The 12,228-nt window shown below is 72.8% G+C and carries 10 protein-coding genes and 1 pseudogene; 7 read left to right on the top strand and 4 right to left on the bottom strand.

Going from position 1 to position 12,228, the window contains the following annotated elements:
- Window positions 1-14 precede the first annotated feature (14 nt).
- Window positions 15-1,232 (bottom strand): glycosyltransferase, encoded by a 1,218-nt coding sequence (locus ACFY3N_RS17415; RefSeq protein WP_390817550.1) that lies wholly within the window; start codon window positions 1,230-1,232, stop codon window positions 15-17.
- Between the two features lie 16 nt (window positions 1,233-1,248).
- Between ACFY3N_RS17415 and ACFY3N_RS17420 the strand changes: the two genes are divergently transcribed.
- From ACFY3N_RS17420 to ACFY3N_RS17445, 6 genes are all read left to right on the top strand, one after another.
- Window positions 1,249-2,043, top strand: a complete 795-nt coding sequence (locus tag ACFY3N_RS17420) for a glutamate racemase (RefSeq protein WP_390817551.1) — start codon at window positions 1,249-1,251, stop codon at window positions 2,041-2,043.
- Between the two features lie 50 nt (window positions 2,044-2,093).
- Entirely contained in the window at window positions 2,094-2,639 is a 546-nt protein-coding gene (locus tag ACFY3N_RS17425) for a hypothetical protein (protein ID WP_390817552.1), read from the top strand.
- A 281-nt stretch (window positions 2,640-2,920) separates the two neighbouring features.
- Window positions 2,921-4,534, top strand: a complete 1,614-nt coding sequence (gene lnt, locus ACFY3N_RS17430) for an apolipoprotein N-acyltransferase (protein ID WP_390817553.1) — start codon at window positions 2,921-2,923, stop codon at window positions 4,532-4,534.
- A gap of 64 nt (window positions 4,535-4,598) precedes the next feature.
- The gene (locus ACFY3N_RS17435) at window positions 4,599-5,078 is read left to right on the top strand and encodes an NUDIX domain-containing protein (protein ID WP_390817554.1); all 480 of its coding nucleotides are present in this window, start codon (window positions 4,599-4,601) and stop codon (window positions 5,076-5,078) included.
- A gap of 54 nt (window positions 5,079-5,132) precedes the next feature.
- Window positions 5,133-5,936 (top strand): 3-hydroxybutyrate dehydrogenase, encoded by an 804-nt coding sequence (locus ACFY3N_RS17440; protein ID WP_390817555.1) that lies wholly within the window; start codon window positions 5,133-5,135, stop codon window positions 5,934-5,936.
- Between the two features lie 87 nt (window positions 5,937-6,023).
- Window positions 6,024-8,012, top strand: a complete 1,989-nt coding sequence (locus ACFY3N_RS17445) for a helix-turn-helix domain-containing protein (protein ID WP_390817556.1) — start codon at window positions 6,024-6,026, stop codon at window positions 8,010-8,012.
- Window positions 8,013-8,054: 42 nt separating this feature from the next.
- Here ACFY3N_RS17445 and ACFY3N_RS17450 read toward each other — a convergent pair whose 3' ends face one another.
- Window positions 8,055-9,443, bottom strand: a complete 1,389-nt coding sequence (locus tag ACFY3N_RS17450; protein WP_390817557.1) for an MFS transporter — start codon at window positions 9,441-9,443, stop codon at window positions 8,055-8,057.
- Between the two features lie 664 nt (window positions 9,444-10,107).
- On the opposite strand from ACFY3N_RS17450, the pseudogene ACFY3N_RS17455 reads away from it, so the two are divergent.
- Window positions 10,108-10,392 (top strand): annotated as a pseudogene (locus ACFY3N_RS17455) (helix-turn-helix domain-containing protein); the annotation flags it as partial.
- A 348-nt stretch (window positions 10,393-10,740) separates the two neighbouring features.
- On the opposite strand, the gene ACFY3N_RS17460 reads toward ACFY3N_RS17455, so the two are convergent.
- On the bottom strand, window positions 10,741-11,418 hold the full coding sequence (locus ACFY3N_RS17460; RefSeq protein ID WP_390817558.1) for a WhiB family transcriptional regulator: 678 nt from the start codon (window positions 11,416-11,418) through the stop codon (window positions 10,741-10,743).
- Entirely contained in the window at window positions 11,415-12,092 is a 678-nt protein-coding gene (locus ACFY3N_RS17465; RefSeq protein WP_390817559.1) for a GGDEF domain-containing protein, read from the bottom strand. The genes ACFY3N_RS17460 and ACFY3N_RS17465 overlap by 4 nt, the downstream gene beginning before the upstream one ends.
- Between the last annotated feature and the right edge of the window lie 136 nt (window positions 12,093-12,228).

Here is a 12,228-nt window from a genome sequence, read left to right on the forward strand (position 1 = left end):
GAGGTGACGGACGGTCAGCCCTCGTCGGGCACGGCGTCCGGACGCGCGTAGGTGCGGCCCTTCCAGGCCGCACCGCGCCCCCGGTGGTGCCGCACCGCCGAGTCCACCGTCATCAGCAGGTACAGGAACGCGGTGAACGGCAGCAGGGGAGCGAGCCACAGCGGCTGCCGGTAGTGACGGAGCATCGGGACGTACGTACCCGTCATCACCAGCCAGGCCGCCGCGCCGAGGACCGTGGCCGCCCCGCTCCCCGCCACCGCGCCCACGACCACCGCGACGGGCGGCACCAGGTACACCAGCACCAGGCCGGCGACCGTACCGGCCAGCAGCACCGGGCTGTGCCGCAGCTGCGCGTACGCACTCCGCGACACCATGCGCCACAGATCGCGCAGCCGCGGATACGGACGCACGCTGTCCACCCGCTCAGCGAGCCCCAGCCAGACCCGTCCGCCGCTCCGCTTGACCGCGCGGGCGAGCGCCACGTCGTCGATGACGGCCTGCCGGATCGCCTCCGGCACCCGTGCCCGCGCGGCCGCCTCGGCGCGCAGCAGCACACAGCCGCCCGCCGCGGCGGCCGTACGGGTCCCCTCCCGCCCGATCCGGCGGAACGGGTACAGCTGCGCGAAGAAGTAGACGAACGCCGGTACGACCAGGCGCTCCCAGAGGCTCTCCACCCGCAGCCGGGCCATCTGCGACACGACGTCGAACCCTCCGGTGCGGGCCGCCGCCACCAGCCGGCGCAGACTGTCCGGGGCATGCGCGATGTCGGCGTCCGTCAGCAGCAGGTACTCGGGGTCACGCGCGCGTGCCAGTCCGATGCCGTGCCGCACCGCCCACAGCTTGCCGGTCCAGCCGGCGGGCGGTTCGCCCGGGGAGTCCACCGTGAGCGGCAGCCCGCCGTGCCGGTCCGCGAGCCCCCGTGCCAGTTTCCCGGTGCCGTCCGTGCTGCCGTCGTCGACGAGGAAGACCTCGGCCCGGCCCGGATAGTCCTGGGCGAGCAGCGAGGGCAGGCTCGCGGGCAGCACCGCCGCCTCGTCACGCGCGGGGACCACGACGCACACCGACGGCCAGGCCCCCGGGTCGCGGGACGGCGGGAGCCGCACGTCGGTACGCCAGAAGAAGCCCTGGCAGAGCAGCAGCCACCACCAGGCGGCAAGTGATCCGGCGGCACTCCACACGATGGCGCTCACCTGCCGCAGTCTGCCCCACGGCAGGGGCCCGAAGCGGCTCATCGTCTATCGTGGCCGGGTGAAGATCGCGCTCATGGACTCCGGAATCGGTCTGCTGGCGGCCACCGCCGCGGTACGGCGACTGCGCCCCGACGCCGATCTCGTCCTCTCCCTCGACCCCGACGGCATGCCCTGGGGACCCAGGACGCCGGAGGACCTCACCGAGCGCGCCCTCGCCGTCGCCGAGGCCGCGGCCGCGCACCGGCCCGACGCGCTGATCGTCGGCTGCAACACCGCCACGGTGCACGCCCTCACCGCCCTGCGCGCCCGCCTCGAGCCCGGCCTGCCGGTCATCGGCACCGTCCCGGCGATCAAACCGGCCGCGGCCGGCGGCGGACCGCTGGCGATCTGGGCCACACCGGCCACGACCGGCAGCCCCTACCAGCGGGACCTGATCGAGGACTTCGCCGACGGCGTCACCGTCACGGAGGTGCCGTGCTGGGGGCTCGCCGAGGCCGTGGAGCGCGCGGACGAGACGGCGATCGACGCCGCCGTCGCCGCGGCCGCCGAGCTGACCCCGGACGATGTGACGACCGTCGTCCTGGGCTGCACCCATTACGAACTGGTCGCCGAGCGCATCCGGGCCGCCGTGCAGCGCCCCGGCCGCCCGCCGCTCGCCCTGCACGGCTCCGCCGGAGCGGTGGCCGCCCAGGCTCTGCGCCGCCTCGGCGGGCAGCCCGCCCCCGGGGCGCCGGCGAGCGGCACCCTGACGGTGCTGCTGAGCGGACGCGAGGGCACGCTCCCCGCGGCCGCCCTCACCTACGCGGAGGGCAGGCTGCTCCGGCAGGTCGCTTCCGCCCGGACGGCGCAGTAACGCTCTGCCGCGCGGTACCCGCGGAGCGAATCCTGAGTAACCTCGAACCCATGAGGGACCACCGCCCCGGAGAGCACGCCCCGTCCCCCGAGGTCTGGACCGGTCGCGCGACCAACCGCTTCCAGTGGCTCCTGGCGCTGATCGGCGCCGCCTGCCTGACGCTCGGCATCGTGCTGGCCGTCGACTCCGCGTGGACGACCGGCATCGCACCGCTGGCCATGGCCGTCGTCGGCTGCATCGCCGCCGGACTGCTGGTCCTGTTCGGCACCCTCGCCTTCGTGCATGTCGCGCTGCGGGTCGACGAGGACCACCTGGAGGTGCGCTGCGGGCACATCGGCGTGCCCCGCCGCCGCATCCCGCTCTCGCACGTCGCGGGCGCGGAGTTCGCCCCGCACGTCACCCCGCGGCACTGGGGCGGCTGGGGGTACCGCTGGCGGCCCGAGAAGGGCACGGCGGTCGTCGTGCGCCGGGGTGAGGGCATCGTCCTGCGCCTGTGGGACGGCCACACCTTCACGGTCACCGTGGACGACGCGGAAGCGGCGGTGACCGCCATCCGCGACCGCCTCCGCCCCCACACACCGGGCGCGACCCACTGACCACCCCCGGTATCCGCGGCCACTCGTGCCGCCCCGCACCGCGCCGCCGCCCCCGCCCCGCGACGGGCCCCGGCCGCCGACGACGCCCCGACGGACCGTGCGACCAGCGCACCGGCACACCGCGACGGCCGGCGCCCGGTTCCGGGACGTGGGGTGCCAAGGCGTGCGGAAACGACGCGGCACGCCGTCCGCACACCCGGAGGGAGCGCGGGCCCGCCGGGCGTCCTCCACCCCGCCGACCGTGCTGTCGGCCGCCAGGTCACGCGCCGTAGACTCCCGGAGTGACCGTCACCGCAACCTCCGTCGGCGAGTCGGACCCGATGCCGCCGCAGACCGCGCCCCCGGCGCGGCGCAGGCGGCTCGTGGGCCTCCTCCCGGCCGCCGCAGCCGCGCTCTCGGGCCTGCTCCTCTACGTCAGCTTCCCGCCGCGCACCCTGTGGTGGCTGGCCGTGCCCGCCTTCGCCGTCTTCGGCTGGGCGCTGCGCGGCCGGAGCTGGAAGGCGGCACTCGGCCTCGGCTACCTCTTCGGCCTCGGCTTCCTGCTGCCGCTGCTGGTGTGGACCGGTGTGGAGGTCGGCCCCGGCCCGTGGATCGCCCTCGTGGTGATCGAGGCGGTCTTCGTCGCGCTGGTCGGCGCGGGCATCGCCACGGTGTCGGGACTCCCCGGATGGCCGGTGTGGGCGGCGGCGCTGTGGACCGCCGGTGAGGCGGCACGCGCGCGCGTGCCGTTCAGCGGCTTCCCCTGGGGCAAGATCGCGTTCGGTCAGGCGGACGGTGTCTTCCTGCCGCTCGCCGCGCTCGGCGGAACCCCGGTGCTGGGCTTCGCCGTCGTGTTGTGCGGCTTCGGCCTGTACGAGATCGCCCGGCTGGCCCTGCGGGCCCGGCGCACCGGAACCGTACGGCGCGCCTCGGCGGTCGTCGGCGTGCTGAGCGTCGCCGTACCGCTGGTGGCCGCCCTCACCGCCCGGTCGCTGGTCAGCGACCGGGCCGAGGCCGGCACCGTGACCGTCGCCGTCGTCCAGGGCAACGTGCCCCGCCTCGGCCTGGACTTCAACTCCCAGCGGCGCGCTGTCCTCGACTACCACGCGCGGGAGACGGAGCGCCTGGCCGCCGACGTCGCGGCCGGCCGGGCGGAGCAGCCCGACATCGTGCTGTGGCCGGAGAACTCCTCCGACATCGACCCCTTCACCAACGACGACGCGCGTGCCGTCATCGACAGGGCGGCCAAGGCCATCGACGCGCCCATCTCGGTCGGCGGCGTGGTCGCCAGGGACGGCGAGCTGCTCAACGAGCAGATCCTCTGGGACCCGGCGAAGGGCCCCGTCGACACCTACGACAAGCGGCAGATCCAGCCGTTCGGCGAGTACCTCCCGCTGCGCTCGCTCGTGGGGGCGATCAACGAGGACTGGACGTCGATGGTCCGCCAGGACTTCAGCCGGGGCGGCGAGCCGGGCGTCTTCACCATGAGCGGTGCCGGCGTCGGCCTGGTCACCTGCTACGAGGCCGCCTTCGACTGGGCGGTGCGCGACACGGTCACCGCCGGCGCCCAGCTGATCTCGGTGCCCAGCAACAACGCCACCTTCGGCCGCAGCGAGATGACCTACCAGCAGCTCGCCATGTCCCGGGTCCGGGCCGTGGAGCACAGCCGCGCCGTCACCGTGCCGGTGACCAGCGGGGTCAGCGCGATCATCATGCCCGACGGGGAGATCACGCAGAGGACCGGCATGTTCGTCGCCGACTCGCTGGTGCGGGAGGTGCCGCTGCGCACCTCGCAGACCCCCGCCACCCGCCTCGGCGTCCTCCCGGAGATCGCCCTCGTCCTGGTCGCCGCGGGCGGACTGGGCCGGTCCGTCGCCGCCGGGGTGCGCGGGCGACGCGCCGGTGACGTGCGGTAGTACGCCCACCGCACGCTCCCTGAAGTGAGGAGGAGGCCCTGACCGGCCGGTTAGGGTCGGGGGCATGGCTACTCCTGACTTCATCCGCACCCTGCGCGCCTCCGCCGGCCATCAGCTGCTCTGGCTCCCCGGGGTCACGGCGCTCGTCTTCGACGACGAGGACAGAGTCCTGCTGAACCGCCGGACCGACACCCGCAAGTGGTCGGTGCTCGGCGGCATCCCCGAGCCCGGGGAGCAGCCCGCGGCTTGCGCCGTGCGGGAGGTCGAGGAGGAGACCGCGGTGCGCTGTGCCGTCGAGCGGGTCGTACTGGTCCAGGCGCTCGACCCGGTGACGTACGGCAACGGCGACGTCTGCCAGTACATGGACATCACCTTCCGCTGCCGTGCCCTCGGTGGTGAGGCACGGGTCAACGACGACGAGTCACTGGAGGTCGGCTGGTTCGCCGTGGACGCGCTGCCGGAGCTGAACGAGTTCGCGCGCTTCCGGATCAAGCAGGCCATGTCCGACGCACCCACATGGTTCGACCCCACTGGAATCGGCTGAACTGTAGGGCTCGGCCACATGGGGCGCCGTAGGGGCGCTGCCTAGGGTCGAGACATGACCGCGCCCCGTGCCCTTCCGGCCCCCCACGCCGCCACCCCGCTCGACCTCGGTGGCCGTACCGCCCTCGTCACCGGTGCCGCCGGCGGCATCGGCCGCGCCTGCGCGCTGCGGCTCGCGGCCGCCGGAGCCAAGGTCAGAGCCGTCGACCGGGACGCCGCGGGCCTGGAGACGCTCGCCGAGGCGGCCCGGGGCCTCGGGGGCGCCGTCGAGCCGCACGTCCTCGACCTCACCGACCTGGACGCCGCCGAACTCGCCGCAGCCGGCACCGACGTACTGGTCAACAACGCCGGGCTGCAGCTGGTCCGCCCCATCGAGGAGTTCCCGCCCGACGTCTTCCACACGGTGCTCACCGTGATGCTGGAGGCCCCCTTCCGGCTCGTCCGGGGCGCCCTGCCCCACATGTACGGCCAGGGATGGGGCCGCATCGTCAATGTGTCCTCGGTCCATGGACTGCGCGCCTCGGCCTATAAGTCCGCCTATGTGGCCGCCAAACACGGCCTGGAGGGACTGTCCAAGACCACCGCCCTCGAAGGCGCGCCCCACGGCGTCACCTCCAACTGTGTGAACCCCGCCTATGTGCGCACCCCCCTGGTCGAGAAGCAGATCGTCGACCAGGCCCGGGCCCACGGCATCCCCGAGGAACGGGTCCTGTCCGAGATCATGCTGCGGGACAGCGCCGTCCGGCGGCTCATCGAACCGGAGGAGGTCGCCGAGGCGGTGGCCTATCTGTGCGGCCCGCAGGCGTCCTTCGTGACCGGTACCTCACTGGTCCTGGACGGCGGCTGGACCGCGCACTGAGGCATCGGCCGTCAGCGGCCGGCCGTCGGCCGACAGGGTTTTCCACAGGCCTGACGGGGCGGCCGCGGGATGAGGAATCCTGTGAGCATGTCCCGCGATCACGTGCAGTCCGCCGAGCGTCCCCTCCCCGCCGCCGGAGCGCCGGGCCGGGTGCGTCCCGACGCCGGCTCCGTCGCCGGCAGCGCCGAGACGCCGTTCCTGGAGCTGCTGGCCCGTGGCGCCCCCGCCGAGGCCTACGAGCAGCCGGTGCTGCTCGCCCGCGCCGAGGGACTGCCCGCCGAGCGGATCGCCGCCCTCCAGCAGGCCAAGGTGCTCGCCCTGCGGGTGCGCGCGGAGCTGGAGGGGCGCCGCCGCCGGGAGGCCGAGCTGTCCGCCCTCTTCGAGACCGCCCACGACCTCGCCGGACTGCGCGACCTGGACGCCGTGCTCCAGGCGATCGTGCAGCGCGCCCGCTCCCTGCTCGGCACCGACGTCGCCTACCTCAGCCTGAACGACCCGGCCAGGGGCGACACCTACATGAGGGTCACCGAGGGTTCGGTCGCCGCCCGCTTCCAGCAGCTGCGCCTCGGCATGGGCGAGGGCCTCGGCGGCCTCGTCGCCCAGACCGCCCGCCCCTACGTCACCGACGACTACTTCCGCGACGACCGCTTCCAGCACACCCACACCATCGACACCGGCGTGCGGGACGAGGGGCTCGTCGCGATCCTCGGCGTGCCCCTGATGCTGGGGCACCACGTCATCGGCGTCCTGTTCGCCGCGGACCGGCGGGCCCGGGTCTTCGAACGGGAGCAGATCGCCCTGCTCGGTTCCTTCGCCGCCCTCGCGGCGGCCGCCATCGACACCGCCAACCTGCTCGCCGAGACCCGCTCGGCCCTCGCCGGCCTGGAACGCGCCAACGAGATCATCAAGGACCGCAGCGCGGTCATCGAGCGCGCCTCGGAGGTCCACGACCGGCTGGCCGAGCTGGTCCTGCGCGGCGGCGGGGTGCACGACGTGGCCGCCGCCGTCTCCCGGGTCCTGGACGGCACGGTCGAGTTCACCGAGGCCACCGCGGCACCCGCCCAGGCCCTCGGGTCCTCACGGGCGGAAGGCCACGCGGTACGGCACCGGGACGACTGGATCGCCGCGGTGGCCGCCGGCGGCGAACTCCTCGGTGCGCTGGTGCTGCGCGGCCACCCCGGCCTCGACCCCGTCGACCAGCGCACGCTGGAACGCGCGGCCATGGTCACGTCACTGCTGCTGCTCGCCCGCCGCTCCGCCGCCGAGGCCGAACAGCGCGTCCGCGGAGAGCTGCTCGACGACCTGCTCGACGCCCGGGACCGGGACCCGCGCCTGCTGCGCGAGCGCGCGGCCCGGCTGCACGCCGACCTCGACGCCACCCACGCCGTGCTCGCCGCCCGCCTCGAGGGCGGCACCGCGGACGCCGACGCGGAGGCGGACGCCCGCAGACGGCTGTGGGCCGCGGCCTCCCACCTCGCGGCCACCCGGCAGGGCCTCGCCGCCGCACGCGACGGCGGCACCGTCCTGCTGCTGCCCCTCGCCCCCGGCGACACCGCCACCGACCTGGCCCGCCGCACCGCCCGACACCTGGGCACGGCCGTCCACGAACCGGTCACCGTCGGCGCGTCCGCCCCGGTCGAGCACCTCACCGCCCGCCCCGACACCGTGGCGGCGGCCTACGCGGAGGCCCGGCGCTGCCTCGACGCCCTGCGCCTCCTCGGCCGCTGCGGTGACGGCTCCGCCGCCGAGGACTTCGGCTTCCTGGGGCTGCTGCTGGCCGGCGAGCGGGACATCGCCGGCTTCGTCGGCCGCACCATCGGCCAGGTCGTGGCGTACGACGAACGGCGCGGCACCGAACTGCTGCGCACCCTCGACGCCTACTTCGCCTGCGGGATGAGCCCCGCCCGCACCAAGGACGAACTGCACGTCCACGTGAACACGGTCGCCCAGCGGCTGGAACGCGTCGGCCGCCTCCTCGGCGACGACTGGCAGAGCCCGGCCCGGGCCCTGGAGATCCAGCTCGCCCTGCGCCTGCACCGCCTGTCGGCGGGCACCACGCCTCCCGCACGGCACTGACCCCGTACGCCGGGGAGCGTACGGGGCCGGTGCCGGACCCGGTCAGACGGTGCGCGCGTCCCGGGCGGCCGGGGCCGCCTCGACCGGCCCCTCCGTGTCATCCGGCGGGGCCACGTCCGCCAGGTCACGGTGGCGGGTCTCCTCGGCCGCCGCCACGGCGACCACCGTCAGCAGGCTCGCCGCGATGACGTACAGCGCGATCGGAGTGGAGCTGCCGTAGTCCGACAGCAGCGCGGTGGCGATCAGCGGCGCCGGGGCACCCGCCGCGACGGAGGCGAACTGGGCGCCGATGGAGGCACCGGAGTAGCGCATCCGGGTGGCGAACATCTCGGAGAAGAAGGCGGCCTGCGGCGCGTACATCGCCCCGTGCAGCACCAGCCCCACGGTCACCGCGAGCAGCAGGTTCGTGAATCCGCCGGTGTCGATCAGAGCGAAGAACGGGAACATCCACAGTCCCACCCCGGCCGCGCCGATCAGATACACCGGACGCCGCCCGAGCCGGTCGGACAGCGCGCCCCAGGCCGGGATGACGGCGAAGTGGACCGCCGAGGCGATGAGCACCGCGTTGAGCGCGGTCTGCTTCGAAACCCCGGCGGAAGTGGTCGCGTACACAAGGATGAACGCGGTGATCACGTAGTAGCTGATGTTCTCCGCCATGCGTGCCCCCATCGCCACCAGCACGTCACGCCAGTGGTGCCGCAGGACCGCCACGACCGGCATCCGCTCCGCGCCGGTGTCCGCCTCACGGGCCTCGGCACGCTCCAGTGCCTGCTTGAACACCGGCGATTCGTCGACCGAGAGACGGATCCACAATCCGACGATCACCAGGACCCCGGACAGCAGGAACGGGATCCGCCAGCCCCAGGCCGTGAAGGCCGAGTCCGACAGCACGGCGGTCAGCAGCGACAGCACACCGGTCGCCAGCAACTGCCCCGCCGGCGCGCCGGTCTGCGGCCACGAGGCCCAGAATCCGCGCCGCCGGGCGTCCCCGTGCTCGGACACCAGCAGCACGGCACCGCCCCACTCGCCGCCGAGCGCGAACCCCTGGACCAGTCGCAGCACGGTGAGCAGCACGGGCGCGGCGCTGCCGATGGCCGCGTGCGTGGGCAGCAACCCGATCGCGAACGTCGCCCCGCCCATCATCAGCAGACTCAGCACCAGCAGCTTCTTGCGCCCGAGCCGGTCCCCGTAGTGCCCGAAGACCAGCGCGCCGAGCGGCCGCGCGGCGAACCCGACGGCGTAGGTGAGGAACGACAGCAGCGTGCCGACGAGCGGGTCGGAGTCCGGGAAGAACAGCTTGTTGAAGACGAGCGCGGCGGCGGAGCCGTAGAGGAAGAAGTCGTACCACTCGATGGTGGTGCCGATGAGGGACGCGGCGACGATGCGCTTGAGGTTGTTCGGTGCTGGTGGGGCGGTTGCGGGCGACGACATCGGCACCACTTCCTGGGGTGTGACGGGGACGTTTGCGTGTCGCCACACCGTAGGAATCCGCAGGTCAGGCGCACATGTGGCGGGGCAACATAGTTCGAGGGCCGGCTATGCGCGCGGCCACCATGCCGACTCATGGAAAGGCGTTTCAGAGGATCGGTGGTGGTCGAAACGAGTGCCGTCCGGGACGCGTGGTTCAGCACGATGTGACGGTGCCGTGCTGACTCCCGTGCTGGTTTGGTGCTGACTGAAATCCCACGTCATCACCCGTCCTCACCTGTCCCGTGCTGACTTGGTGCTGACTACGCTCCGTTGAACTCGGGCATCTGGGATTGATCGACTCAGAGTCGTTGCATGGCAGGCGACCGGACTGAGAGACCGAGTCCGGCTTTGCCCCTCAGCCGCCGTCGGCGTGGGCAAGGCGCTGTGTCTGGGCGCGGTACATCCTGGTCCCAGGAGTTCGGGTTCAGCGCTGCTCCAAGGCTGGCTACTGGGAACAGGAGCATCCAGGCCCTGCCGATCCCAGGATGAGGTCGAGCTGATGGGGCTGGAGCGGGCACCGAGCCGGGTCCGGGGCATGATGCGGGGGATCGGTCGTGTGTGGCACGCCGCGCGTCGGGACGGCGGAAACGGACCATTGCAGGTCAGTGAAGACGGGGAACAGCGCATGACGATCGACCGGGCCGGGCCGGCCGGTTTCCTCCGACGGCGGCGGCCGGCACTACAGCCGGAGGACGCCGGACCCGTGCGTGGTGTACGACGTAGGATCAGCGGGCTGCGGCGGGAGGAGGCGGCCCTGTTGGGCAACATGTCGGCCGACTGTTACGCGAAGCTCGAACGGGAGCGAGGTCCTCAGCCGTCCGAGCGACTGATCGCTTCCATCGCGCGAGGGCTCCAGCTCTCCCTGGACGAGCGCGACCACCTGTTCCGGCCGACCGGGTTGACCGCACCCCGTGGGCCGGATCTGTACGGTGAGTGGTTCTGTCTCACATTCGGCGGTGACGGTAAGTCATGACGGCGACAGACAGGTCATCGGCCGTAAACCCGTAGGCCGGTGCCTCGCAACAGGCCTTCCCGGGGATCCGGCCGATCGCTTGGCGCCCGGTCGTGAGAGTTCGACGTGACAAGTCCGGTGACCCGGTGCGATGCCGTCCACCTCGGAGTGTCAAGGTCGGAGCACCAATCGTACTTTCCGTAAGGAAGAGGTGCTCGCCGTGCACGATCTGTCACCACCGAATGTGAGCCAGAGCTGCTCACCGTACAGACCCCGCTGCTCAGGTGGTGACGGCTCAGGGACGGCTCAGTACACCCCCTCAGCGACGGCTGCGCGCGAGCGGACACCGGGTGTCGGCGGCTCCGGCCCTCGGGCGTGGGCGGCCGAGGGCCGGCGAGGCCCGCGGTTGTCCCGCCACTTGTACTCGCGGTCCGGATGCGCGAGACGTGCCTGACTGACGGTTGGCGGCTGATGTCGTGCGGCGAGCACACGCTCACGCCGTGCACGGTCCACAGCAGCGACGATCGTGATCCAGTCGGGCCCGAGACGGGCAATCAGGCGGGTACGCAACACGGTCCGCTGCCGGGCGGTGGTGCCCGCCCAGATACCCGTCGGTGTCTCCTCCGGATGTGCGAGTGCCCACTTGAGGCACTGAGGCGCGACCGGGCACACCGCGCACCGTGCCTGGGCAGCCGCTATGCGCTGGGCGACCTGGTACCCACGTTCTTCGTATTCGTGGACGAAGAGCTCAGGACTTGTCCGGCAGCTGGTCGGTTTGTGGATGCGGGGGAACGGGATGTCGGCGGCAGAGGGATTGGCGGAGCTCATCGGGTGTACCTCGATTCGAAGGTGCGGACAGGCGGACGAGGGCTTGTGCGGCCGGATCGTGTCGGCGGCGAGCCGGTCACAAAGCGTCGGGCGCTTGATTGCGCGCCGGGTGTTCGGTCGAGGGCGGTTCTCTTCGGTGCGGGGCGGGACGGTCATGATGCTTGCGCCGGGTCACGGGTGCCGGGGCGTCCGGCCCGGCGGCCGTTGACGGGCGCATTCACCCCGTGCCGGGCCCCAGCGAGGGTTGCCCGGCCGGTGTGCTTGCCGTCGTAGAGAGCAGCGTCAGCAGCTCTGAGCAAACGCGACAGGTTGGTGGTGCCGATCGCGTCGGGCGTCGCGGCCCCGACGGAGGCCTCGACGTTGACGACCTGGCCGTCGTCCAGAAGGACCGGCTGGGTGAGCGAAGACATCAGGCGTGCGAGGCATGCGTGTTGGAGACCGGAGCCGAGCCGGGTCGTGAGAGCGAACTCGTCCCCGCCGAGCCGGCCGACGGCGGCCGTGCTGCCCGCCCACGTGGCGAGCCGCTGTGCGGTCGCGGCCGGCACGGCGTCTCCGGCTGGGTGTCCGAGCCTGTCGTTGATCTCTTTGAAGTGATCCAGGTCGCAGATGAGCGTCAGGGTGTCGTTGTCGTAGCGGTCGAGGATCTGCTGAGCCTTGGCGGTGTACCCATCGCGGCGAAGGAGCCCGGTGAGCGGGTCACGACTGGCAGAGGCGAGCCGGCGCCGAAGTGCCATGGCGTGCAGCGCCCACCCGAGCAGCGGGACTGCTGGAACAGCCAGAAGAAGCGCACGACGTACGCGGGGGACATACGCCTGTGGATGAGCGGCCATGATGGCTCCTTCGTGTCGTGCGGTGGCAACGGCTCCGCGCGGGCGGCAGATCGGACGCGGGGATGTGTCCCGTCCGGGGACACCGCAGATCGACGTGGGTGGGCGGATCCCTGTTGTGGAGATCTCTTCAGCGGCT

Origin of the sequence: Streptomyces sp. NPDC000348 (assembly GCF_042898795.1) — a bacterium.
Classification (GTDB): Bacteria; Actinomycetota; Actinomycetes; order Streptomycetales; family Streptomycetaceae; genus Streptomyces.